Source organism: Methylobacterium sp. 88A, assembly GCF_000376345.1.
GTDB lineage: Bacteria > Pseudomonadota > Alphaproteobacteria > Rhizobiales > Beijerinckiaceae > Methylobacterium > Methylobacterium bullatum.
Genome location: NZ_AQVT01000001.1, coordinates 2,452,749 through 2,476,775 on the forward strand (window position 1 = coordinate 2,452,749; position 24,027 = coordinate 2,476,775).

Below are 24,027 nucleotides of genomic sequence, written 5' to 3' on the forward strand. Positions count from 1 at the left end.
AGGGTCTTGCGCAGGTCAGGGTCTTGCGCAGGTCAGGGTCTTGCGCGGGTCATGGTCTTCGGCTCGTGGGGCCGCCGTCCCGGGCACGTGGGCGCGGAGGAAGGCCGTCACCTCCCCCGGATCGGGCAAGCCGTCGAGGATTCCGGCGCGGGTCACCATGAGGGCGCCGCAGGCCGCCGCCATCCGGCAACTCGCATCCCAGGGCCTGCCCGCCACGAGCCCGGCCGCGAGGCCGGCGGTGAAGGCGTCGCCGGCACCCATCGTGTCGATGGCGGCCACCGGATAGGCCGGCTGATCGAGGATCGTCGTACCGCCGAGGACGATCCTCGCCCCGGCCGCGCCGAAGGTGATCGCCAGCGCCTCGACGCCGCGCGCGTGCAGCGCCCGCCCGAGCTCCTCCGCCGCCGCGCGCAGAGTCCCGGTGCCGGCCTGACCGGGGCACAGGGATTCGAAAAGGGCCTCCGCCTCGGTCTCGTTCACCACGAGGATCGTGGTGGAGGCCAGAATTTCCGCCAAGGTCTCCGGCCTCGTCATCCGGAACGGCGACGGGTTGAGCAGGGTCGGGACGCCGGCGGCGCGGGCGATCGCGAAGGCTTCGGCGATGGGGCCGTCGCCGATCTCGAACTGCGCGAGCACCATCGCGGCGGAGGCGATGCGCGCCGCCGCCGCCCGCACGGTCTCCCGCGACAGGAGCAGGTTGGCACCGGGATGGACCGCGAGGCAGTTCTCGCCATCGGCTCCGACGAAGCCGACGCCGATGCCGGTAGGGCCGGGATGGACCCGTATCATCAAGGCCGGCAGGCCCATCCGCACGAGTGCCGGCTCGGCCAGTGCCGCGAGATGGTCGGTGCCGACCGGGATCAGGCCGTCCACCTCCACGCCGAGGCGGCTGAGGCCGGCGGCGACGTTGAACCCCTTGCCGCCCGCCTCCCAGGCGACAGCGGAGGCCAGTAGCGATTCGCCGGGACGGGGAAGCCGGTCGACCCGGAACGTGCCCGCCGCGACGAAACTGCCGAGCACGAAGGCGCTTCCCATGTGGCCAGTCCCTCGCAAGGTCATATAAGGGAGGGAGTGTGACGCGCGCCCTGCCCGCCCTTCTTACGATGCCGCCGCATTGACCAGAACACAAAGCGTTTTCGCGAGCCTCCGCATCCAGAACGACACGGCTCTCCCGATGTATCGGCAACTGGAGCACCAGTTCCGGGCCATGATCACGGATGGTCTTCTTGCCGCCGGAGCCACCCTGCCCGCCGAGCGAAAGCTGGCGCTCGACCTCGGCATCAGCCGGAAGACCGTCCAGCAATGCTACGATGCCCTGCGCCAGCAGCGGCTGGTGAGCGCGCATGGCCGCAACGGCTACATCGTCGAGGACGGCTTCCGCCGCATCAAGCCCGGCATGGAGCGCCTCAAGGGCTTCACCGAGGAGATGCAGGAACTGGGGCGCGTCCCCTCCACCCGCATCCTCGAACGGGCGGTGGGCGAGGACCGCTCCATCGCCTCGATCTTCGGCCTCTCCTCCACGGCCCGGTTCCTCCGGCTCGTGCGCGTCCGTCTCGGCGACGGCATCCCCCTGTCGGTGGAGAAGGCCTGGTACGATGTCGGCATCGCGCCCGGCCTCGCCGAGGCGGACCTGTCGGGCTCCATCTATGCCCGCCTCCTGGAATGCGGCGCGCCTCTCGTCGATTGCGAGCAGACCATCGAGGCGGCCTCTCCCGAGCCGCAGGAATGCGCGGTCTTCGGCTTTTCCGAACCGCTTCCCTGCCTGCTCATCAAGCGCCGTTCCTACGGCGCCGATGGCCGCATGATCGAGTATGTCGAAGGGCTCTTTCGCGGCGACTCCTACGCCTACCGCCTGCGCCTGCGGGCATAGGGCCTGATCCCGCGCGATCGGTACCCGCTCCCGGACAAGACGATCCGACGCCGACATCTCGACGCGCCGCCACGGTTGCGCTGTCCGTGAGGATGTCGCGGCGGCGGCGTTTCGACGACGGTCCGCCATTGCGGGAGCTGTGCCGGCATTTTCTGATTTTGGTACCATCGAAGGATACCATTTTCTGAAGCTTGCCATCGAATACTATCGCGATCACTATTTTGGTTCTGTTTTGGTAGCATCCATTACTTCTGCATGGTAGCGCTTGAGTCGGTCGGACGGACCGATTCGAGGGCGATGCTTCCAGGGCATCCACGCAAAGTTCTTCCTCTCGCGAGCCGTTGCATCGGCGCGCGGGCTCGGGGACTCACGGGAGAAATCGGGCGATGTGCATCCTGTGCAGCGATGAGCCGGGCTACGTGTCCCGGCATTGGATGACCGGACAGTCGGCGGGGAACGCTTCGCTCGCGGCGGTGGCGGTCTCCGCCCCTCCCCCCGGCGATCTCGCCCGGGTCATCGACCAGCTCACCACCTCGTGGACCGTCCGCCCCGGCCAACCGCCTGAGGATGACGCCCGGACCTGGGCGGGGACGCAGCTGACCTACGCGATCCCCGCGACCTCGCCGCCGAGCAGCGTCACCACGGAATCCACCGGATTCAGGACGATGACCACGCTGATGGTCGACCGGGCCCGCGAAGCCTTCGAGCTCTGGGACGACCTGATCGCCATCGACCTCGTCGAGACCACCTCCGCGACCAACAACAACATCAGCTTCGCCTATAGCTCGGTCACCGACGGAGGCGGCAGCTATGCCGCCCCCACCCTGACTCAGGGGAATAACGGCGTCGACACGATCACCCAGCAGCGGATCTGGTTGAATTCGAGCTGGACGACCCACGATACCGATGCCGATATGTTCTATGGCGGCTACGGGGTCCAGACCTACGTCCACGAGATCGGCCACACCCTCGGCCTCTCGCATCCCGGCAAGTACAATGCCGGGTCCGGTGGATCGATCACGTATGACGGCAACGCCGAATACGCGCAGGACACGCGGAAATACACCGTCATGTCCTATTTCGACGCAAGTGAGGACGGGACCGGCGTCGATCATGTCGGCCGCAGTTTCAACGTGACCTACGGCGCGACGCCGCTCCTCGACGACATCGCGGCGATCCAGGACAAGTACGGGGCCGATCCCAACACCCGGGTGGGCAACACGACCTACGGGTTCAACGCCAATGCGGGCCGCGGGGCCTTCGATTTCACCCTGAACACCGACCCCGTCATCGCGATCTACGATGCGGGGGGATACGACACCCTGGACGTGTCGGGATTTACCACGAACCAGTTGATCGATCTCGGCGCGGGCACCTTCTCCGACATCGGCAGCATGACCGACAACGTCGCCATCGCCCGGAACACGGTGATCGAGGCGGCGGTCGGCGGGTCGGGCAACGACACGATCTACGGCAATGCCAGCGGAAACACCCTGACGGGGAACGGGGGGAACGACCGGATCTACGGCTTCGGCGGTAGCGATACCCTCTCCGGGGGCGCCGGCAACGATGTCCTCGATGGCGGGGCGGGGTTCGACTATGCCAGCTATGCCGGTTCGACGGCGGCCGTCACGGTGGACCTGTCAGTCGGCAAGGTGCTCGGCGGCTACGCCAACGGCGATACGATCACGGGGATCGAGGGCGTCTACGGGTCGGCCTACGCCGATACGCTCAGCGGCGCATCCACGACATCGAGCCTGTACGGCGGCGGCGGCGACGACAGGCTGCGGGGCCTGGGGGCGAACGACATCCTCTATGGCGAGGCCGGCAACGATACCCTGGTGGGGGGCGCCGGGGCGGATATCGTGTTCGGCGGCGACGGGTTCGACATCGCGGGGTTCGACGGCAGCGCCGGCGTCACGGTGAACCTGACCACCGGAAACCATGCCGGCGACGCCGCCGGTGACCTGTTCTCCTCGATCGAACGCTATACCGGCAGTAACTTCGACGACACCTTCGTCGGCGCGGCCTCGGCCGACGATTTCCTGGGACGCGGCGGCAACGACAGCCTCTCCGGCAACGGCGGCGCGGACAAGCTGGAGGGCGGCGCGGGCGCCGACAGGATCGACGGTGGCGACGGGATCGATACGGCGAGCTATGCGGGGTCGAGCGCCGGCGTCTATATCGACCTGTCCCTCGGCAAGGTGCTCTACGGCGATGCCAACGACGACACCCTCGTCAGCATCGAGAACCTGGAAGGCTCGGGCTACGACGACAACCTCGTCGGTAACGCCGCCGCCAACACGCTGAGCGGCCTCGCCGGAGACGACACCCTCGCCGGCGGCGAAGGGGCCGATTTCCTCGGGGGCGGCGACGGCAACGATATCCTGACGGGCGGTGCCGGGGCCGATTACATGACGGCCGGCGACGGCGTCGACTGGGCCTATTACAGCGACTCGAGTGCGGGCGTGACCGTGGACATCAGCGCCGGCAAGGTCGCCGGCATCGGCGGCAGCGCCGAGGGCGACGCCCTGGTGGATTTCGAGAACATCCTCGGCTCGGCCTTCGACGACAAGCTCTCCGGCAACGGCTTGGCCAACATCCTCAGCGGTGCCGCCGGGAACGACGCGCTCTACGGCTATGACGGCGACGATACTCTGCTCGGCGGCGCGGGCGCGGACAGGCTCGATGGCGGTGCGGGCTTCGACACCCTGGATTACGGCGCCTCCGCCGCCGGTGTGTCGGTCAACCTCTCCACCGGGGCCGTGAGCGGCGGCGACGCGGCGGGGGATGTCCTCGTCGGGATCGAGCGGGTGGCGGGATCGCGCTTCGCCGATACCCTGGTCGGGACGCTCGGGGTCGATCTCCTCGACGGGCGGGCCGGGGCCGACAGCCTGCAGGGGCTCGGCGGCGACGATGTGTATGTCGTCGACGACAGCGGCGATCTCGTCTTCGAGGTCGCGGGGGGCGGGGCCGATACGGTGCTCGCCGCCGTGAGCTATGGGCTCGCCGCCAGCCAATCCATCGAGACCCTGCGGACCATCCTCGATACCGGCACCATCGCCATCGACCTCACCGGCAACGCGCTCGTCAACAAGCTAGTGGGCAATGACGGGGCCAATGTCCTCGATGGCGGGGCGGGCGCCGACAGCCTGTACGGGCGGGCCGGCAACGACGTCTTCATCGTCTCGGCGGCGACCGACAAGGTGTTCGAATCCGCCGGCGACGGCATCGATACGGTGAGGGCCGCCGTGAGCTACGCGCTGGCCGCCGGCCAGTCCATCGAGACCCTGCGGACGATCCTCGACACCGGCACCGTCGCCATCGACCTCACCGGCAACGACTTCGTCAACAAGCTGGTGGGCAATGACGGGGCCAACCTCCTCGACGGCGGCGCCGGGGCCGACAGCCTGTACGGGCGGGCCGGCAACGACACGTTCATCGTCTCGGCGGCGACCGATAAGGTCTTCGAGGCGCTCGGCGACGGGATCGACACGGTGAGGGCGGCGGTCGATTACGTGCTCGCCGCCGGTCAATCCATCGAGACCCTGCGGACGATCCTCGACACCGCCACAACCGCCATCGACCTCACCGGCAACGACCTCGTCAACAAGCTCGTGGGCAATGACGGGGCCAACGTTCTCGACGGCGGCGCCGGGGCCGACAGCCTGTACGGGCGGGACGGGGACGACACGTTCATCGTCTCGGCGGCGACCGATAAAGTGTTCGAAGCGCTCAACGACGGTGCCGACACGGTGAGGGCGGCGGTCGATTATGGGCTGGCCGCCGGTCAATCCATCGAGACCTTGCGGACGGTGCGGGATGCCGGCACCGCCGCCATCGACCTGACGGGCAACGAATTCGCCAACAAGATCCTCGGCAACGACGGGCTCAACATCCTGTCCGGCGGCGATGGGGCCGATCTGCTCTATGGCAGAGGAGGCGCCGATACCTTCGTCTTCGACCGGCTCGGCGACAGCACCGTGTCCGGCGCCGGTCGGGACACGCTCAAGGATTTCAGCACGTCCCAGGGGGACCGGATCGACCTTCACCTCATCGATGCGGTCGCCGGCGGCGTGGTGAACCAGGCCTTCCGCTTCATCGAGGACGACGCGTTCACGATGAGGGCGGGCGAGCTTCGCTCCATCGTCTCAGGGAGCAATACCCTGGTGAGCGGCGATGTGAATGGCGATGCGAAGGCCGATTTCGCCATTCTCCTGAGCGGCACCTTTGCCCTCCAGACGGCGGATTTCATCCTGTAGTGTCGGCCTGACGAGCCGTCGAAGATGCGTCATGCATCGAGAAAACGGTCCATGATTCGTGTGACCGGAAGGATGTCGATGAGAGGTTTTCCCTCGTCGTGATGTTTCGGAGGGCTGGCATGGCGAACCATTACTGCCTGGACCCTTTGGATCCCCATGAGGGATCGGAAGTGTTCGTGGTTTTCGAAGGCCGATACCCCAATATTCGCCTTCTGTCGGTCATCAACCGGAATCGCGATGACATTCTCTCCGATCTGGTGGAGGAGCAGAGGCGCGACCTGATCCGAGAGATCGGAGCCTTCTATCGCCCGCCGCTGATCGCCAGGACGGCGACGGCGTAGCGCCCCGAGTGCTGTCCCGACCCGATGCGTCGGTCGACGACGGGCTCCCGTTCGCGCCGGAAGGGCCGAGCGTGGGGAAGCATTGGCGTGCCGATGCGAACCCGGTTAGTTTCCTCTCCTGGATCTCGCCGGGAGAGTGGATATCGAATGCGCGTCATCGACCGTATCGTGGGCAGCCGGCTCGATCCCGAGATCGCACACCGCCTGCATCATCTCGATCACCACCATGCCGTCGACATCCTGGCCATCGACAGCGCCGACACGGCCCGGCGGCGGCTCAGGGCGACCACCGAGGGCGGCGAGGACATCGCCATCGCCCTGCCCCGCGAGGAAACCCTGTTCGACGGTGCCGTCCTGATCCTCGACACGGACCGCGCCCTGGTGGTGCGGGTCGGGGCGGAGCGCTGGCTTCGGCTGGCGCCCGCGGACAAGGCCGCCGCGATCGAACTCGGCTACCACGCGGGCAACCTGCATTGGCGCGTGCGCTTCGACGGCGAAGACCTGCTCGTGGCCCTCGAAGGCCCGCCGGAGGATTATCTTGCGCGCCTCGGCGATCTGACCGCGTCCGGCCGCGTGGCCCATGGCGTCGACGGGCGGAACGAGGCCGCCTGATGCTGCAGCGGCTCATCGCCCTCCAGCAGGCGGATTCGGCCTTTCCCAGCGGCAGCTTCGCCTTCTCGAACGGGATCGAGGGGCTCGCGGCGCTCCCGGACGGTCTCGGCGGGGCGGAACTCGGCCATGCGGTCGAGGTCATCCTGCGCCATCGCTGGGCCGGCAGCGACCGGGTCGCCCTGGTCCTGGCCCATCGCGCGCAAGGGGATCTCGCCCGCCTCGCTTGCATCGACGCCGCCGTGGAGGCGGCCTGCCTGGCGGAGCCGATGCGCACCGGCAGCCGACGCAACGGCGGGGCGCTGCTCGCCGCCCATACCCGCATCGGAACGCCGGGAGCCGAAGGCTTGCGCATGGCGGTGCGCGACGGCCGGCTTCTCGGGCACCTCGCGGTGATGCAGGGGGCGCTGTGGCGCTCCCTCGGCCTCGACGAGACCACGGTCACCGAGATCGCGGGCTACCAAGCTGCCGCCGCCCTCGTCACCGCCGCCGTGAGGCTCGGGCGGGTCGGCGCCATCGAGGCGCAGCGCATCCTCTCCGCCCTGATGCCGGTGCTGGCGGAGATCGCGGCCCGGCCTGTGCAAGGGGGCGAAGAGGACGACACCGACCACGCCGACATCATGCTCGTCGCCTTCACGCCGCTCATCGAGATCGCCACCATGCGTCACGCCCGCGCCGATCTGCGCCTGTTCGCGAATTGAAACCGCCGCCGGACGGTGAAACCCGGTTCCGGGAACGAACGAGGCCGTAGGGACCACCAATGCTGCTGACACCGACCGAACTCGAACGGCTGACCATCTTCACGGCGGCGGAACTGGCGCGAAAGCGCCGCGCGCGCGGCCTCAAGCTCAACTACCCGGAGGCCGTCGCCATCATCTCCGACGAGATCCTGGAGGGCGCGCGCGACGGGCGCAGCGTCGCCGACCTGATCGGGTGGGGCTCGACCATCCTGACCACCGGGGACGTCATGCCCGGCATCGCCGCCATGCTGCCGATCCTGCAGGTCGAGGGCGTGTTCCCCGACGGGACCAAGCTCGTCACCGTGCACGAGCCGATCCGGCCCGCCGAGGGGGCGCCGGCCGATACCTTGGAGCCCGGCGCGATCCTGCCCGCCGAGGGGGAGATCGAGCTCGCGGCGGGGCGTCCGCGCACCACCATCGAGGTGGTCAATACCGGCGACCGGCCGGTGCAGATCGGGTCGCATTACCACTTCTTCGAGGTCAACCGCGCCCTCGATTTCGACCGCGAGGCGGCTTTGGGCCTGCGCCTCGACATCCCGGCCGGCACGGCGGTGCGGTTCGAGCCGGGCCAGCGCAAGACCGTGACCCTCGTGGGATTCGGCGGCGAGCGCCGGCTCACCGGCCTGAACGACCTGACCCGGGGGACGATCGACACGCCGGCTGACCGCGCCGCCGCCCTGGCACGGGCCAGAGCCGGCGGCTTCAAAGGCGCATGAGGATATCATCATGGTGACGATCCCCCGCCGCGACTACGCCGCCCTCTACGGCCCCACCACGGGGGACGGCGTGCGCCTCGCCGACACCTCTCTCGTCGCCGTCGTGGAGAAGGATTACGCCGTCTACGGCGACGAATGCCTGCATGGCGGCGGCAAGACCCTGCGCGACGGGATCGGCATGGCGCCCGGCATCACCTCGGCCGAGGGCGCCCTCGATTTCCTGCTCTGCAACGTCCTCGTCATCGATCCCGTGCTCGGCATCGTGAAGGGCGATCTCGGCATCCGCCACGGCAAGATCGTCGGCATCGGCAAGGCGGGCAACCCGGCGATCATGGACGGGGTCGATCCCCGACTCATCGTGTCGGCCGGCACCACGGTGCGCGATTGCGAGGGGCTGATCGCGACGCCGGGCGCCATCGACGTCCATGTGCATTTCGATTCCGCCGCCCTGCCCGATCACGCCATCGCGTCGGGCATCACCACCCTGCTCGGCGGGTCGCTCGGGCCGATCACCGTGGGCATCGATTCCGGGGGGCCGTTCAACACGGGCAAGATGCTCCAGGCGGCCGAGCAGTGGCCGGTAAATTTCGGGTTCCTCGGCCGTGGCAACACCCACAAGCCGGCGGCCCTGAAGGAGCAGTTGGAGACCGGTGTGCTCGGCCTGAAGATCCACGAGGATTGGGGGGCGATGCCCTCGGCCATCGATGCCTGCCTGGGATTCGCCGACGAGCACGACTTCCAGGTCCAGCTCCACACCGACACGCTCAACGAATCCGGCTTCGTCGAGGACACGCTCGCCGCCATCGGCGGCCGTGTGATCCACATGTATCACACGGAAGGGGCCGGCGGCGGGCACGCGCCGGACATCATCCGCGTCGCCGGCCTGCCCCATTGCCTGCCTTCGTCGACGAACCCCACCAATCCCTACACGGTGAACACGTTCGACGAGCACCTCGACATGACGATGGTGTGCCACCACCTCAACCCGGCCCTGCCGGAGGACGTGGCCTTCGCCGAGAGCCGCATCCGCGCCCAGACCATCGCCGCCGAGGACGTGCTGCACGATATCGGCGCGATCTCGATGCTCGGTTCCGACAGCCAGGGCATGGGCCGCATCCACGAGGTGATCTGCCGGACCTGGCAGCTCGCCTCCAAGATGAAGGACCAGCGCGGGAGCCTGCCCGAGGACCGGGCCGGCTTCGGCGACAATGCCCGGATCAAGCGCTACATCGCCAAATACACCATCAACGCGGCGCGCACCTTCGGCATCGCCGAGCACATCGGCTCCCTCGAAGAGGGTAAGATGGCCGACATCGTGCTCTGGCGCCCCGCCTTCTTCGGAATCAAGCCGGAACTCGTCATCAAGGGCGGCTTCATCGCCTGGGGTGCCATGGGCGATTCCGCCGCCTCGCTGATGACCTGCGAACCGATGCTGCTGCGCCCGCAATGGGGCGCGTTCGGCCTCGCCAAGCAGGGGCTCTCGGCCTGTTTCGTCCATCCGCTGGCGATCGAGCGGGGCCTGCGCGACGAACTCGGCCTGCGTAAGGCGCTGCTGCCGGCCCACGGCACCCGGACGCTCAGCAAGGCCGACATGCTCTGGAACGACGCCTGCCCCGATATCCGCGTCGACCCCCAGACCTTCGACGTCTTCGTCGACGGGACCATCGCCACCTGCGAACCGGCTAAAATCCTCCCCCTCGCCCAACGCTACATGCTGCGATGATGCCCGACACCGCGATGATCCTCACTCCCTCCCCGTCCCGCGCCGGCGCCGCGCGGATCGGCATCGGCGGACCGGTCGGCTCGGGGAAGACGGCGCTGATCGAGCGTCTGATTCCGGTCCTGGCGGGGCGCGGCGTCGATCTCGCCATCGTCACCAACGACCTCGTCACCAAGGAGGACGCGGAGCGCCTGCGCCGGTCCGGGCTGATCGACCCGGCCCGGGTCTCGGCGGTGGAGGCCGGCGCCTGTCCGCACACGGTGATCCGCGAGGACCCGACCCTCAACATCGCGGCGGGCGATGCCCTGGAGGCGGCCTTTCCCGGCCTCGACCTCCTCATCTTCGAATCCGGCGGCGACAACCTCGCCTCCACCTTCTCCCTCGATCTGGTGGATTGGTGGATCTTCGTCATCGACGTGGCGGGGGGCGACGACATCCCGAGGAAGCGCGGCCCCGGCGTGCTGCGCTGCGACCTTCTCGTGGTGAACAAGACCGACCTCGCCCCCCATGTGGGGATCGACCTCCCCGCCATGCTCGCCGAGGCCACAGCCGTGCGCGGCGGCAAGGCGATGATCGCCACCAATGCCCGCGCGGGCGACGGGATCGACGCCGTGGCGGATGCGATCTGCCGCGCCGTGCTCTTCGCGCCTTGAGTGACGTGGGAGAGGAGGTCCGGGGCGTCTCGCCGGAGGGAGCGGGCCGCTCGCGCCATTCTCAGGCGCGCCTGGTCTTCGTGCGCGGCGGCGGCACCACGGTGCTGTCGCGGCAGGTCGTGCCCTATCCGTTCCACATCACCCGGCCGTTCCGGATGTATCCGGACCATCCCGACATCGCGACGCTGTATCTCCAATCGGCCTCCGGCGGGCTCTACCGGGCCGACCGCCTGGGCCTCGACATCACGGCGAGGCCCGGAAGCCGGGCCCATGTCACCACGCAATCGGCCACCGTCGTGCATGACACCGGCGCCTTCACGGCACGCCAGGACACGCGTCTGGCCATCGCCGGCGACGCGGGCCTGGCGCTGCATCCCGATCCGATGATCCTGTTTCCCGGCGCGGCGCTCGATCTCGACACCCGCATCGTCGTCGGCCGTGAGGCGCGCGCCATCGTCAGCGAAGGCTTCGCCAGCCACGATCCCACCGGCATGGGCCGGCCGTTCTCCCGGATCGCCCTGTCCCTTCGGATCGAGACCGAGGATGGACGCATCCTCGTCAACGAGCGCTCGACGCTCGACGGCGCGAGTCTCGCCGGCCCCGCCTCCCCCCTCGGCACGTATGCGGCCTATGGCTCGATGGCGATCCTCGGGGGCGTCGAGGGCCATCCCGACATCGCCGCGCTGCAGGGCGCCGCCGATGCGATGGGGTGCCTGTGCGGAGCGAGCCCGTTGCCGAACGCCGCCGGGCTGGCCGTGCGGGTCCTCGCGCCCAACGGGGGCGCCCTGTCGACGGGGATGGATGCGGTCTTCGCGGTCGCCTTCGAAGCGCTGTTCGGTTTCGCCCCCGCGCGCCGCCGCAAGTGAGGACGGCACCGGATCCGCGCCTGCCCAGCAATGATGCAGCGTGCGGCCAATTTGCTCTTTAAGAAACGAATTTTCTTCCCGAAACTGTGTCTCGGTCGAGTTGGAGTGATCCGGCTCCGGGGAACAACCGTGGATGGACAGGAGCGTGTCCTCCACAATGACGAGTAGGGAACGAACCGATGGCGTCAAAAGACGAAGGCACTGCTCATCTTCGGCTTCGGCGCCGGTTGCTGCTCGGCCTGGCCGCCGCACCTTTCGTCGCCGCCACGGGAAGTTCGTCCGTCCTTGCCGCCGATACCGCCACCGCCGCCGTGAACACCACGGGCCTCGCCGTCACCGACAGCGAGGTGACCGTCGGCATTCTCCACTCCGTCACCGGCACCATGGCGATCTCCGAGACCGGCGCCACGCAGGCCGAGAAGCTCGCCTTCGAAGAGATCAACGCCGCCGGCGGCATCCTCGGCCGCAAGATCAAGGTGATCCAGGAGGACGGCGCCTCCGACTGGCCGACCTTCGCCGAGAAGGCCAAGAAGCTCCTCGTCAACGACCATTGCGCGGCGATCTTCGGCTGCTTCACCTCGGCCTCGCGCAAGGCGGCGCTGCCGGTGATCGAGCAGTATAACGGCCTCCTGTACTACCCGACCTTCTACGAGGGGTTGGAGCAGTCCAAGAACGTCATCTATACCGGGCAGGAGGCGACGCAGCAGATCCTCGCCAGTCTCGATTGGGTCAACAAGGAGAAGGGCGGCGACACGTTCTTCTTCATCGGCTCCGATTACATCTGGCCGCGCACCTCGAACAAGATCGCCCGCAAGCATATCGAGAGCGTGCTCAAGGGCAAGGTCGTCGGCGAGGAGTATTTCCCCTTCGGCCACACCCAGTTCAACTCGGTCATCAACAAGATCAAGCTCACCAAGCCGAAAGTGATCTTCGTCACCGTGGTCGGCGGCTCGAACGTGGCGTTCTACAAGCAGCTCAAGGCCTCCGGCATCGACCTGTCGAAACAGACCCTGCTCACCCTCTCCGTCACGGAGGACGAGGTCGAGGGCATCGGCGGCGACAACATCGCGGGCGCCTATTCCTGCATGAAGTACTTCCAGTCCATCGAGAACGAGAACAACAAGGCCTTCGTCGCCGCCTTCCACAAGATGTGGGGTGAGAAGACCGTCATCGGCGACGTGACCCAGGCCGCCTATCTCGGCCCGTTCCTATGGAAGATGGCCTGCGAGAAGGCCGGTTCCTTCGATGTGGACAAGGTCGTCGCGGCCTCTCCGGGCCTGGAATTCAAGGCCGCGCCGGAAGGTTACGTGCGCGTCGATCCCAATCACCACCTCTGGTCCAAGACCCGCGTCGGCAAGGCCAAGGCCGATGGCCAGTTCGAGATCGTCTATACGAGCCCGGAGCTGATCAAGCCGGACCCCTTCCCCAAAGGGTATCAATAGGCCCGAGCGAGGGCGGTCCGGGCGTCATGCGCCGAACGTGAACAGGTCGCTCGGACCCGCCTGGAGTTCGGCCTGAATCTCGGCCACCGTCACGTCGTGCAGGATGAGCTTGTTGGTGCCCTCGATGCCCGTGAACGTCACGAGGGTGTCCCGGCCGCCGCTATGGAAGGGCGTGAGCGTGATGTCGAGGGCGTCGATGCCCTCGACGGCGATATGGATGTGATCGGTCGCGGCGTCGAAGCCGTAGACGTTGTCGCGACCGAAGCCCGCCTGGAAATGGAAAGTGTCGGCGCCCGAGCCGGCGAACAGCTTGTCGCCGCCTGCCCCACCCTCGATCGCGTCGCCGCCCTTGCCGGCCTTGATGCGGTCGGATCCCGTACTGCCGATGATCGCGACGGCGTGGCCGACCGTGGACTGCGACACGATCGTGGAACCGGTGCTGACGGCGGACATGTCCAGATGCGTGTCGTTACGGACGTAGACGGCTTCGATGGCGGCGAAGGCGCCGTCGCTCAGCGCGACGGTCCCACCGCCCTCGACGAACAGGAAGTCCTTGTCCGCTCCGCCATCGATATCGGCCGGCGTCTCCGTGATCGCCAGCCGATCATTGCCGAGGCCACCCTCGAGGGTGTCGATTCCGCCTCCGCCGCGCAAGGTATTGGCGCCGTCGTTGCCGATGAGGGTATCGTCGTGGGAGCTGCCCCGAACGTTCTGGACACCGTAAAGAGTGTCGCCGGCTGCATCGCCGCCGCCATTGATGCCCGTCAGAAGGTTGATGGACACGGCGTCGTCTGAATGCTCGTAGATCACGACGTCGCTGGGATCGGCGGTGATCAAGTCCGCACCGCCGCCGCCTTCGATCACGTTGCGGCCGGGATCGGTGTTTCCGGAAATCCTATCGTCCCCAAAGCCGCCCCTGGCGTTCTCGATGCCGATCCAAGTATCGCCATTCGCATCGCCGTCCACGCCGTACCCATCGGTCTGACCGAAAAGCCCGATCTGCACCCTCACAGTCGAGTGCTCGTAGCTGACCGTATCAATTCCGGCGCCGCCATCGAAGGTGTCGCTGCCGGCGCCGCCCTCGAGCACATCGTTGCCGTCGCCGCCATTCAGGATGTCATTGCCCGATCCACCGCGCAGGATGTCGCCTTGTATTCCCCCGTCCAGGCTCACGGCGGATATATTATCAGAAAAATCAATGGAGAAGCTCGATGCAACTGAAGTTTTAAATATTACGCCCGTAAATAAATTATTCCTATACAAATCAAGGTTGCCTGTACCGATTTCATATACTGATTTATAAGAAAAATTGGCTCCATCGTATTCGAAATGCGTCAGGCCAAGATCGATGCTGCTAATTTCATCGTATGAGCTTCCAAGCGAAATTTTAAAGCTGGCCATTGGAGTACACTATCGTATGCATTGGTCGACAAAAGATGATACCAAAACCAGCGCAGCTTAGTTCGGGCGGATACAATATACTATAAATCGGAGCGAGGTGTCAACGATCGGTGGGCGTGGAAGTATCTTGCTTATTCTGCAAAATCGGCATTGCCATCCAGATCGATGCGTCTTGACGGCCGATAGTCGCGCGATTTTTATTAAAAAACATCGATGACAAGGTGGGCCGACCGATGATGTCTCGGTTGCGAAGAGAAAGCCGGTGCGACGCCGAAGTAACGCTCATCGATGCAATCTGGTGAAATCCCAGGTGCGGGCGGGAATGGTCATGTTCGCGCGATATGGGGACATGGAAGACCCGTTTCGGCGGCCTGAAATGCCGACTTCCGTCGTGACCGGTTCTCCGCGCAGGTCGTCGAATCGATCGGCGCGACCCGGTGCCAGGAGCCGGCCTGCCGGCGGGGTCCTACAATCGCAGGGCGCTCTTCAAATGACCGAGTTCGGTTCCGACGGCCTTCGTCACATGCTCACCGAGCGCGGCGAGTTGGCCCATCTCCTTGGCGACGACGCCGAATCCGGCCCCGGCCTCGGCGGAGCGCGCCGCTTCGATCCGGGCGTTCAGCGAGAGCATCTTCAGGGATCGCAGCATCTCGATCATCCGATCCGAGGCCTGGCCGATCGCGTCCAGCGCAGTCTGACCGGACTGGATTCGATCCGCCAGGTCGTTGGCGCGTCCGAAGTCGATGACGATGCCGTCGAGATAGGCGATCTCGCCCGAGGCATCGGCGCGGCCACCGCCGGTTTCGAGCACGTGTTTCCACGTGCCGCCGGCCGTCTTGACCCGGTAGCTGACCTGCCAGCGCGAACTCGCGCTCAGGGCGGCCCCAACGGCCGCATCGACCGCAGGCAGGTCGTCCGCATGGATCAGGCTCGAGAAGCTGGTACCGTTCCTCAAAAACGAGGCGACGTCGTATCCCAGCAATCTCTCGAAGCCATCCGATAGATAGGTCATATTGTAATCGGCATTGTTGAGGCCGCTATACATAAAGCCATCTATCCTGCTCGATAAATTCTGCAGGAAGGCATCGGCATCGAGCATGTCTTCAACCGATCCCTGACGTGTTTCGCGTTCCCGTTGTTCTCGTGCAAGCATGGTTCAGGCCATTCCGAGGTCTGGAATCTTGCGCATCGTCCCCATGGGCGCGACCGCATCACGGTTTCAGGCGCCCTCGCGGCGTCGTTCGATCGTCGAGGGTCGCCCGGAATCCTAAAGACGTGCAATCGCATCGCTCACGGGGCGCAAGCGGCCTTCGACCCGACGCCCGTCCGATATCGGGTCATCGGTTCTCGCGAGGCTCGCCCGAGGCATCGTCGAGCGATGCCTCGGGNGAGCCATTGCTCATTCTGCCCTAAGCGGGGATTCCGGCCGTTGCCACGCTCTCCGGCGAGGGCTCGGCGGGGCTGGCCTGTCCCTGATCGCCGCGTGTGGGCGATTCCGCCCGGACGCGGGTCTTCTTGGGATCGTAGTGGGGAAAGGCGACGATGGTCGCGGGAAGCCGCTTCTGATGGCCGTCGAGCTTGCCGATCTCCACCGACCCACCGATGGCCGCCGCCGAGACGTCGAGGCGCGCCAGGGCGATGGTCTTGCCGAGGATCGGTGATTTCGTGGCGCTGGTGACGATCCCGACCTGGGTCCGGCCGTCATAGACGGGGTCGCCGTGCCCGACGGGCTCGTTGCCCGTGACGTCGAGGCCGACCATCCGCTTGTGCGGGTTGTCCCGCCGCCGCGCCACGGCCTCCGACCCGATGGAGACGTCAGGCTTGTCCTTGGGAACCGTGAAGCCGATGCCCGCCTCGAACGGGTCGGTCTGGTCGCAGAAATCGTATCCGGCGAAGACGAGGCCGGCCTCGATCCGCAGCATGTCGAGGGCGGCGAGCCCCATCGGCGTGAGACCCTCCGGCTCGCCGGCCGTCATGATCGAGTCCCAGATCGCGGTCGCCTGGCTCGGGTGGCACCAGACCTCGTAGCCGAGCTCGCCGGTATAGCCCGTCCGCGACACCAGGACCGGCACGCCGTCGATGCGCCCGACGGTGAACCGGAACCATTTCAACTCGTCGATCGTGGGTTCCTGGGGCGGGCTGACCACGAGGCCGGACAGGATCGCCCGCGATCTCGGCCCCTGGACGGAAACGTTGTGGAGCTGGTCGGTGGAGCTCTTCACCCAGACCTTCAGCTTGTGGTCTTCGGCGAGCTTGCGCAGCCAGATGCCGGAATACTCGTCCCCGCAGATCCAGCGGAAGTTGTTCTGGCCGAGACGGAACAGCGTGCCGTCGTCGATCATCCCCCCATGCGGGTTGCACATGGCGGTATAGACGATCTGGTTGACGGCGAGCTTGCGCACGTTGCGCGTCACCGCCAGCTGCATCAGGTCCTCGGCATCGGGTCCGATCACCTCGAACTTGCGCAGCACCGAGAGGTCCATGATCGTGGCCCGCTCGCGGCAGGCCCAGTATTCCTCCAGCGGGCCGGCCGCGTTGAAGCAGGTCGGCACCCAGAACCCGCGATAATCCTCCATCTTCCGGGTCAGGGCGGCGGTGCGCGGGTGAAACCCGGATTCGCGGGTGAGGCGCGGTTCGGCATCGGGGGTCATGCGGTGGCTCATACCCTTGGAGAAGGCGCTCTGGGAATCATAGACCCGGACGTGGATGTCGGTGGGGCACCAGCCATTGGCGGGATCGATGTCGTCGGCGCAGGACGAGGTGGCGCAGACGAGGTCGGTCAGCGCCCGCAGGAGGACGTAATCGCCCGGGCGTGACCAGGGCTCGTCCATGGTGATCCTGTCGTCCGGCCCCGCGACGGTGTTGTAGAAGAAATTGATCGCCGGCCAGCCTTTCTTGGGCTGGACCCCATGCGGGCGCAGCACCGCGTTGAAGTTGTCGGTGCAGTTCGAATGGCCGGGATATCCCATATCCTCGTAATACTTGGCCGAGCAGGCGAGCATGAACGTGTCGTGGCGCCCGACCGTATCCTGGACGATCTCCACCAGGGGGACCATGCGCGCGTCGAAATACTTCGACAGCAGGCCGGGTTTCGGAGCCGTCGATCCCATCAGGGTATGCGTGGTTGTGGCGTCGAGGCCGTATTCGTCACCCGCTTGAAGGGCGACGGCATCGAAGGCGAGGAAATCCGCGCATTGGCGCCCATCCACGTCGATGATCTGGATGTACTGACCGGCCTTGACGGAGAAAGCCTCGGCGGTGGCGGCTTTCACCCGCAGGTCGAGGAGGGGCGGAGCCAGCGGCGGCGGCGCCCTCCCTTCGAGGGATGTGGCGGGCTCGATCTCCACCCGCAGATCGGTCGGCGGATCCTGCGCGTCCGGCGCCATCGGGCCGCCGGGAATGATGAGAACGCAGACGGAGCTCGCCGCCGCCGTAGCGTGGAAGCTCGATCCCGGCGGGGATTCCGCATGGAACAGCGCATGGGCTTCGAGATCGGACGGCGCGATGCCGCGCGCCGCGAGGGCGGCCTCCACCGATCCGCCGCCGGCCCCGTCTCCTCGTGTCCGCAGGGTATCCAAGAGGGGCGGGGCGCCCGGTGTCGCCTCCCCGAACGCGCCGGGGCCGGCATAGAGCCGGGCGGGCTGGCGCCCCTCCGGGTCGACGATGCGCAGGCGATCCCCGGCCTCGACCTCAAAGACGGCACAGGCCCCTCCCCTCGCCGAGAACGAGAGCGTGCGCGGCGACCTTGCCCCCCACGCGCCCTCGGGCTGCATCCAGATCTGGTTCATTCGTCTATCCAGGGTGAACGGGTCGCAACGGATGCGGGCCGACGCGCCCCGCTCGGGGCCGTCATCGCCATCGGAGGCCGCTGCCCGGAGAAGCCGGGGAACGGCGTGATTCCAACACGGTTACGCGCGAAGAGCCTGCTTGATCAGATTTCACAGCGGATGCTCATGCCAAAGTAAATCGGCTGCCAAAGTCGATCATCCAGGCCGACCTCCTCATCCTGAGGTGCCCGCGTCAGCGGGCCTCGAAGGAGGCCTCCAGTTGTCGCGCGATCCCCGGAACCCTCCTTCGAGGCCGCTACGCGGCACCTCAGGATGAGGTCAAGTCTTGGATAAACACCTCAAACAGGCTCCAATACAGCTCCGCGCTCATTCCGCGGCTTGGGGCAGACCCATGAAGGCCTGGAGCGAATCGTCCATCGCCTTCATCCATGTGGTGTGATGGGCCGGCGACAGAGTTCCGGTGATGGTCGAGCGGTAGGACCGGTCGCGATAGGTGAGGATGCCCTCCATCTTGTGGTGCTCCCACTCCTTGAACAGCTCGGCGACCTTGTCGACGTCGAGACGCGGATAGTCGGTCGCCGCCAGGAGTTCGCGGACGTATTCCGTCTGGAAGTCGATCGCCTCGAACGGGTTGGTGAGCGTGTCCTGATAGGCCAGCCATTTGGCGATGTCGGCTTCCTGCTCCTCCGGACCCGGCAGCGCGAGCTTGCCCATCATGTAGTCGCGGGCATACCAGGCCTGGGCGTCGAACATGTTGAAGGTATAATACTGGTCCTGCATCCCGAGATAGATCAGGTTCGGGTTGGACTGCCAGAAGATGCCCTTGTAGATCCCCGCCGGGTAGAGGCAGTTGTGGGATTTCAGCCGTAGGTCGTCCGGCAGGAACGGATAGGTGTGCTTGTAGCCCGTACAGAAGATGATCGCGTCGACCTCGGTATCGCTGCCATCCTTGAAATAGGCCGTGTTGCCGACGAGCTTCTCCAGCAGCGGCCTCTCCTCGAACCCCGCCGGCCAGTCGAAGCCCATGGGCTTGGTGCGGTAGCTGAAGGTGATCGACGTGGCGCCGTACTTGATGCACTGCGTGCCGATATCCTCCGCCGAGTAGCTCGCACCGATCATCAGCAGGCGCTTGCCGGCGAACTCGTCGGCGACGCGGAAATCGTGCGCGTGCATCACGCGGCCGGGGAAGAATTCGAGCCCCTCGAAGCTCGGAACGTTGGGCACCGAGAAGTGGCCGTTGGCCACAACGACGTAGTCGAAGTCCTCGACCTGATGCTCGTCCTTGATCAGATCCTTCGCCGTCACGGTGAACCGGCCGGTCTCCTCCGAATAGCTCACCCAGCGGACGGGGGTGCAGAACCGGATGTACTTGCGCACGTCGCTGCGCGCGACGCGGCCGGCGATGTAATCATGCAGTACGGCGCGCGGCGGATAGGACGGGATCGGTCGGCCGAAATGCTCCTCGAAGGAGTAATCGGCGAATTCGAGGCACTCCTTCGGGCCGTTCGACCAGAGGTAGCGATACATGCTGCTGTGGACCGGCTCGCCGTTCTCGTCGAGGCCGGTGCGCCAGGAGTAGTTCCACTGGCCGCCCCAATCGGATTGCTTCTCGAAACAGACGAGCTCGGGGATCTCCTCGCCCGCGCGCCGCGCCGCCTCGAAGGCGCGCAGCTGGGCGAGGCCGCTCGGACCCGCGCCGATGATCGCAACCCGCTTCTTCATGATCAGATCCCCGTTCTATGTCTCGTGAGCCGGGCGGTCCGGGTCTCCCGATGGCGGGTTCCCGATCGGTGCCGGACGCCCGCCAAAGACCATTCTCCCCCGAGGATAGATCCGGCGAGGGCGAAACCTCGGCGGAACATTCCTGCTGAGAAAATTTATACGCCTCGGAGAAATGGCCGTGCAATAGTGACTGTTGGCACTACTGTCGTCGCTCAGTTGTGCATTGCAAACGAAAAGGGGGGTTACTGTTAAGCGAGAACCATGCCAGGCATCCCGATCGAACCGGGCGGCACGTCCCGGACGTCCGGCGCGGGCCTATCCCTTTCCCGGCGGGGCTACGGTATTCACACATCTCGCGGGCCGCTCGGGTCCGAGGCCGGGCGCCGCGACGACGCGCCTGCTTCATGGGGAATGGCACCGTTTCAGGATGAAGGACGAACCGATCCGGAGCGGACCCGATCCGCTGGCCACCGCCGAATGGTACAGTCGGTTGGGCGACGTCGCCGCATCCATCGGGACCGAGCACTTTCACCGGAACCTGCTGTCCCTGTTCGCCCTCTGCGTGAAAAGCGATTCGGGATGGATCATCCGGTATTCGCGGGTGGCCCCGCCCGACGTGCTCTACACGACCGGGGTTCCGAGCGAGATCGTGGAGTTCTACAACAGGAAGTGCCTTCGCATCGATCCGTTCTCCCTCTACTGGAAGAACGGCGGCAAGCCGGGCATCCTGACCCTGTCGGAGATCGGGAACAGCAGCCCGGAATCGATCCTCTACGGCAAGATATTCAGGCCGGCCGCGAACATTTCCGACGAGCTCGGCATGTTCTTCTCGACGGTGGGGCATTGCTGCTTCGGGTTGTTCCTCGAACGCGAGCGCGGCGTCTTCTCGGAAGGCGACATCCGGCGGGCCAAGCTGGTCTTTCCCGCCCTTGAGGGATGCCACCGGAGCCATCTCGGCCATCTGTTCAGCAACCTGCGCTACACCGACGGGACGCAGGCGGAGGGGCTCCTCAACCGGCCGACCCTAATCCGCGACCGGCACGACGTGGAGGTGTTCGCCAACGAATCCTGGAAGCGGGCCGTCCAGTCGGATGCCTCGATCCTGCCGATGCTCGAGACCCTGGCGCCGTCGGACTCCATCCGCACGGTCCATGCGCGCGATCACGTGATCACATCGGAGGTCTTCGACCGCGACTTCGCCCTGGCGCCGGGCGGCCGGATCTTCATGCTCGGGCCGAAGCCCGCGCCGCAGGACGAATCGGTGGGCTACCGGGCGGCGGCGGAGGTGCTGGTGGCGTTGACCCCGCGGGAGCGGGACATCCTGACCCTGACGATGAAAGGCCAGGCCACGGGCCAGATCGCGCAGAGTCTGGGAATCGGCAAGGGCACCGTCAAGAACTGCAAGATCCGCATCTACCGGAAGGCGGAGGTCACCTCCGAGCGCGATCTCATCAAGAAGTTCAGTCCGTTCTTCCCCTCGGCCTGAGGGAGGACGACGTTCACATGGTTCGCCGGCTGCGCCGCCCTGCCCTCCTTCCCCTCGTGGCTGCGGCCTTCACGGAAACGATTCGGGTGATTTGAGTTTTGCAGCCTTTGGCGGTGTGCCGGCGGCGGGGTCGACGGTGAGGACGTCGCCGCCATCGGCATCGGCGTCCTCCTCGTCGCCGTTGCGTGATGCGCGATGAAGGATGTCGTCCCTCGGCATCCGGCTGGCGAGCGCGTCGATGGCGAGGCGCGACCGCAGCGGCAGATACCGTGCCGCGGGCCAGACGGCGTAGCAATCCATGGTCGCGTAGGGGCGGTTCGCCCAGAGCTGGACGAGTTCGCCCGCCTGCAGGCTGTCGCGGATCAGCCAATGCTGGAGCCAGCAGAGGCCGAGCCCGGCCTTGGCGGCGGCCAGGATGACTTCGACGTCGTCGAACCGAAGCCTGGCATGAGGGGAAACGGGGACGAGGACCCCGCCGGCATCCGGCAGGCGCCAGACATAGCCGCGGTCGCCGCGCGCATAGACCAGCGTGTCGTGCCCGGCCAGATCGGCAATGTCGTCCGGCCGTCCGCGCGCGGCGAGGTAGGACGGGGCAGCGCACAGCACCATGCGTTCCGTCACCAGCCGCCGGGCACGCAGGGAGCTGTTGTTGCCGAGCGCGCCGAAGCGCAATCCGAGATCGAAGCCGCCGGCGATCAGGTCGACGACCCGGTCGCTGAAGTTCAGCTCGAGTTCCAGCTTCGGATGCGCCTTGGCGTAGTCGAGCAGGATCGGCGCAGCGCAGCGCCGACCGAGGAGAACGGGCATCGAAATCCTCAAGCACCCCGCGACTTCCCGGCGGCCCGATTCGAGGAGCGCCTCGCCGGTGCGCATTTCTTCGACGGCCCGCAGGCAATGTTCGTAGAATTGCTGCCCGGCTTCCGTCAGGCTCTGCGTTCGCGTGGTCCGCTGGAACAGCCGCACGCCGAGCCGCTCTTCGAGGCGCGCCACGGCCTTGCCGACGGCGGAGCGTGACAGGGCTAGCCGGTCGGCCGCCCGCGCGAAGCCTCCGGCCTCCACCGCCTCCACGAAGATCTGCACGCCATCGAACTTGTCTCGCATCGGTCGCCCGGTCCCGCACGGCCTGCCACGTAGATTGTAGCGCTACAGGCAACAAAGAAGCGAATAACTGGGTCTAAAGCCGAATGGCAATCTACGCTAGAGGAGTGGCGGGCGCACAGCGCGGCCCGGACAGGAACGGCTCCGCCCCATGGGCAGCCGACGCGGTTCCTGACCGAAGGCACGGCTGGGACGACAATCGGAAGGGTTGAGGGATGAGCGGTAAAGTCGTTGTCGTGACCGGCGCGAGCAGTGGTTTCGGGAAGCTCACGGTCCTAGAGCTCGCAAGGCGGGGTCATACCGTCATCGCGACCATGCGTGACGTCGAGGGCCGGAATAGCGCGGTCCGAAGCGAATTGATCGACGCCGCGAAGGCGGACGGGAATCCGCTGCAGGTTCTCGAAATGGATGTGGCCAGCGACGAGTCGGTCGAGGCCGCCATCGGTCACGTCATTGCCCAGCACGGCAGGATCGACGTTCTGGTCAACAACGCCGGCCTGATGCCGATCGGTGTGACGGAAGCCTATACGATCGCCGATGTCGAACGGCTGTTCGCGGTCAATGTCTTCGGGGCCATTCGCACCAATCGGGCCGTCCTGCCGCATATGCGCGCCGCCGGCAGCGGACTTCTCGTGCAGATCACGTCGTTGATGGGGCGATTCGTCATTCCCTTCTTCGGTGTCTATGCGGCGAGCAAGTTCGCGCTCGAGGCACTGGCGGAGACCTATCGCTACGAGCTCGGCGGATTCGGGATCGATTCGGTCATCGTCGAGCCGGGCCAGTTCCCGAGCAACCTCATCTCGTCGAGCCCCGAACCGTCCGATGCGGGGGTCCTGGCCTCTTATGGCGAGGTCGCGGCGATCCCGGGTCAGATCAAGGCCCATGCCGAGCAGCCCTACGATCCCGCCCATCCGCCGCGCCCGCAACGGGTCGCCGATGCGATCGCAGGGCTGGTCGAGGCAACGGAGCGGCGTCCCCTGCGCACGGTCGTGATGCCCGAGGGCATGGATTTCGGCGTCGCGCGCATCAACGAGGCGGTCGCTCCCATTCAGAACGACGTGCTCAGGGCCATGGGCATGGCGCACATGATCTAAAAGCCCGTTTAAGTCGTCTTTCCAAGGATTTACCTCATCCTGAGGTGCCGCGTAGCGGCCTCGAAGGAGCCCCTTAGAGCGCTCTCCGCCGAAGTGGATGCCGGTTCGGCGAAAAAGAGCGCGGCAGTCAAAGGCCTAGAGCTGTGTCCCGACCCAACGTGGTCGGGCACAGCTTTGGGGATCGCGCGATCACTGGAGGGCTCCATCGAGACCCTTTGC

18 protein-coding genes are annotated in these 24,027 nt (G+C 66.3%); 12 read left to right on the forward strand and 6 right to left on the reverse strand.

All coding sequences use genetic code 11. The features are described 5' to 3' along the window. Positions 1-15: 15 nt before the first annotated feature. Positions 16-1,035 (reverse strand): PfkB family carbohydrate kinase, encoded by a 1,020-nt coding sequence (locus A3OM_RS0111735; RefSeq protein WP_018043950.1) that lies wholly within the window; start codon positions 1,033-1,035, stop codon positions 16-18. Positions 1,036-1,114: 79 nt separating this feature from the next. Between A3OM_RS0111735 and A3OM_RS0111740 the strand changes: the two genes are divergently transcribed. From A3OM_RS0111740 to urtA, 10 genes are all read left to right on the forward strand, one after another. Then, a complete protein-coding gene (locus A3OM_RS0111740; RefSeq protein WP_051074320.1) occupies positions 1,115-1,870 on the forward strand; it encodes a GntR family transcriptional regulator in 756 nt (251 codons plus the stop codon). 386 nt (positions 1,871-2,256) lie between these two features. Next, positions 2,257-6,132: a M10 family metallopeptidase C-terminal domain-containing protein gene (locus tag A3OM_RS26575; protein ID WP_018043952.1), complete on the forward strand. Its 3,876-nt coding sequence runs from the start codon at positions 2,257-2,259 to the stop codon at positions 6,130-6,132. Between the two features lie 119 nt (positions 6,133-6,251). Then, positions 6,252-6,473 carry a hypothetical protein gene (locus tag A3OM_RS0111750; RefSeq protein ID WP_018043953.1) on the forward strand — a complete coding sequence of 74 codons (222 nt, stop codon included), beginning with the start codon at positions 6,252-6,254 and terminating at the stop codon, positions 6,471-6,473. 147 nt (positions 6,474-6,620) lie between these two features. Further along, positions 6,621-7,085 (forward strand): urease accessory protein UreE, encoded by a 465-nt coding sequence (gene ureE / locus A3OM_RS0111755; RefSeq protein WP_018043954.1) that lies wholly within the window; start codon positions 6,621-6,623, stop codon positions 7,083-7,085. After that, positions 7,085-7,783, forward strand: coding sequence for an urease accessory UreF family protein (locus tag A3OM_RS0111760; RefSeq protein ID WP_018043955.1), 699 nt, complete (start codon positions 7,085-7,087; stop codon positions 7,781-7,783). Before ureE ends, A3OM_RS0111760 begins: the two co-directional genes overlap by 1 nt. A gap of 59 nt (positions 7,784-7,842) precedes the next feature. Then, positions 7,843-8,538 (forward strand): urease subunit beta, encoded by a 696-nt coding sequence (locus A3OM_RS0111765; protein ID WP_018043956.1) that lies wholly within the window; start codon positions 7,843-7,845, stop codon positions 8,536-8,538. 10 nt (positions 8,539-8,548) lie between these two features. After that, positions 8,549-10,261 carry an urease subunit alpha gene (ureC, locus tag A3OM_RS0111770; protein WP_018043957.1) on the forward strand — a complete coding sequence of 571 codons (1,713 nt, stop codon included), beginning with the start codon at positions 8,549-8,551 and terminating at the stop codon, positions 10,259-10,261. A gap of 14 nt (positions 10,262-10,275) precedes the next feature. Beyond that, positions 10,276-10,911 carry an urease accessory protein UreG gene (gene ureG / locus A3OM_RS0111775; RefSeq protein ID WP_026175959.1) on the forward strand — a complete coding sequence of 212 codons (636 nt, stop codon included), beginning with the start codon at positions 10,276-10,278 and terminating at the stop codon, positions 10,909-10,911. A 5-nt stretch (positions 10,912-10,916) separates the two neighbouring features. Then, positions 10,917-11,777 carry an urease accessory protein UreD gene (locus A3OM_RS0111780; RefSeq protein ID WP_018043959.1) on the forward strand — a complete coding sequence of 287 codons (861 nt, stop codon included), beginning with the start codon at positions 10,917-10,919 and terminating at the stop codon, positions 11,775-11,777. 179 nt (positions 11,778-11,956) lie between these two features. Continuing rightward, positions 11,957-13,219, forward strand: coding sequence for an urea ABC transporter substrate-binding protein (urtA, locus tag A3OM_RS0111785; RefSeq protein ID WP_026175960.1), 1,263 nt, complete (start codon positions 11,957-11,959; stop codon positions 13,217-13,219). A gap of 24 nt (positions 13,220-13,243) precedes the next feature. Here the strand turns inward: urtA and A3OM_RS23905 are convergent, their stop codons facing one another. From A3OM_RS23905 to A3OM_RS0111805, 4 genes are all read right to left on the reverse strand, one after another. Beyond that, complete coding sequence (locus A3OM_RS23905) at positions 13,244-14,620, reverse strand: calcium-binding protein (RefSeq protein WP_157196478.1); 1,377 nt, start codon at positions 14,618-14,620, stop codon at positions 13,244-13,246. Between the two features lie 466 nt (positions 14,621-15,086). After that, the gene (locus tag A3OM_RS26580) at positions 15,087-15,719 is read right to left on the reverse strand and encodes a PAS domain-containing protein (RefSeq protein ID WP_026175961.1); all 633 of its coding nucleotides are present in this window, start codon (positions 15,717-15,719) and stop codon (positions 15,087-15,089) included. Positions 15,720-16,029: 310 nt separating this feature from the next. After that, positions 16,030-18,408 (reverse strand): aminomethyltransferase family protein, encoded by a 2,379-nt coding sequence (locus tag A3OM_RS0111800; RefSeq protein ID WP_018043963.1) that lies wholly within the window; start codon positions 18,406-18,408, stop codon positions 16,030-16,032. Between the two features lie 366 nt (positions 18,409-18,774). Next, positions 18,775-20,130, reverse strand: a complete 1,356-nt coding sequence (locus tag A3OM_RS0111805) for an NAD(P)/FAD-dependent oxidoreductase (protein WP_018043964.1) — start codon at positions 20,128-20,130, stop codon at positions 18,775-18,777. Between the two features lie 427 nt (positions 20,131-20,557). Between A3OM_RS0111805 and A3OM_RS0111810 the strand changes: the two genes are divergently transcribed. Next, positions 20,558-21,616, forward strand: a complete 1,059-nt coding sequence (locus A3OM_RS0111810) for a LuxR C-terminal-related transcriptional regulator (protein ID WP_018043965.1) — start codon at positions 20,558-20,560, stop codon at positions 21,614-21,616. A 69-nt stretch (positions 21,617-21,685) separates the two neighbouring features. Here the strand turns inward: A3OM_RS0111810 and A3OM_RS0111815 are convergent, their stop codons facing one another. Further along, positions 21,686-22,717, reverse strand: a complete 1,032-nt coding sequence (locus tag A3OM_RS0111815) for a LysR family transcriptional regulator (protein ID WP_018043966.1) — start codon at positions 22,715-22,717, stop codon at positions 21,686-21,688. A 212-nt stretch (positions 22,718-22,929) separates the two neighbouring features. Here A3OM_RS0111815 and A3OM_RS0111820 point away from each other — a divergent pair, with 212 nt between their 5' ends. Then, positions 22,930-23,808 carry an SDR family oxidoreductase gene (locus A3OM_RS0111820; protein WP_026175962.1) on the forward strand — a complete coding sequence of 293 codons (879 nt, stop codon included), beginning with the start codon at positions 22,930-22,932 and terminating at the stop codon, positions 23,806-23,808. Positions 23,809-24,027: the final 219 nt, after the last annotated feature.

Excerpts from the sequence above, each read along its gene's own strand:
- A3OM_RS0111735 (WP_018043950.1), bottom strand. The coding sequence starts at position 1,035 with ATGGGAAGCGCCTTCGTGCTCGGCAGTTTCGTCGCGGCGGGCACGTTC.
- A3OM_RS26575 (WP_018043952.1), top strand. The coding sequence starts at position 2,257 with ATGTGCATCCTGTGCAGCGATGAGCCGGGCTACGTGTCCCGGCATTGG.
- A3OM_RS0111750 (WP_018043953.1), top strand. The coding sequence starts at position 6,252 with ATGGCGAACCATTACTGCCTGGACCCTTTGGATCCCCATGAGGGATCG.
- ureE (WP_018043954.1), top strand. The coding sequence starts at position 6,621 with ATGCGCGTCATCGACCGTATCGTGGGCAGCCGGCTCGATCCCGAGATC.
- A3OM_RS0111760 (WP_018043955.1), top strand. The coding sequence starts at position 7,085 with ATGCTGCAGCGGCTCATCGCCCTCCAGCAGGCGGATTCGGCCTTTCCC.
- A3OM_RS0111765 (WP_018043956.1), top strand. The coding sequence starts at position 7,843 with ATGCTGCTGACACCGACCGAACTCGAACGGCTGACCATCTTCACGGCG.
- ureC (WP_018043957.1), top strand. The coding sequence starts at position 8,549 with ATGGTGACGATCCCCCGCCGCGACTACGCCGCCCTCTACGGCCCCACC.
- ureG (WP_026175959.1), top strand. The coding sequence starts at position 10,276 with ATGATCCTCACTCCCTCCCCGTCCCGCGCCGGCGCCGCGCGGATCGGC.
- urtA (WP_026175960.1), top strand. The coding sequence starts at position 11,957 with ATGGCGTCAAAAGACGAAGGCACTGCTCATCTTCGGCTTCGGCGCCGG.
- A3OM_RS23905 (WP_157196478.1), bottom strand. The coding sequence starts at position 14,620 with ATGGCCAGCTTTAAAATTTCGCTTGGAAGCTCATACGATGAAATTAGC.
- A3OM_RS26580 (WP_026175961.1), bottom strand. The coding sequence starts at position 15,719 with ATGCTCGATGCCGATGCCTTCCTGCAGAATTTATCGAGCAGGATAGAT.
- A3OM_RS0111800 (WP_018043963.1), bottom strand. The coding sequence starts at position 18,408 with ATGAACCAGATCTGGATGCAGCCCGAGGGCGCGTGGGGGGCAAGGTCG.
- A3OM_RS0111805 (WP_018043964.1), bottom strand. The coding sequence starts at position 20,130 with ATGAAGAAGCGGGTTGCGATCATCGGCGCGGGTCCGAGCGGCCTCGCC.
- A3OM_RS0111810 (WP_018043965.1), top strand. The coding sequence starts at position 20,558 with ATGAAGGACGAACCGATCCGGAGCGGACCCGATCCGCTGGCCACCGCC.
- A3OM_RS0111815 (WP_018043966.1), bottom strand. The coding sequence starts at position 22,717 with ATGCGAGACAAGTTCGATGGCGTGCAGATCTTCGTGGAGGCGGTGGAG.
- A3OM_RS0111820 (WP_026175962.1), top strand. The coding sequence starts at position 22,930 with ATGAGCGGTAAAGTCGTTGTCGTGACCGGCGCGAGCAGTGGTTTCGGG.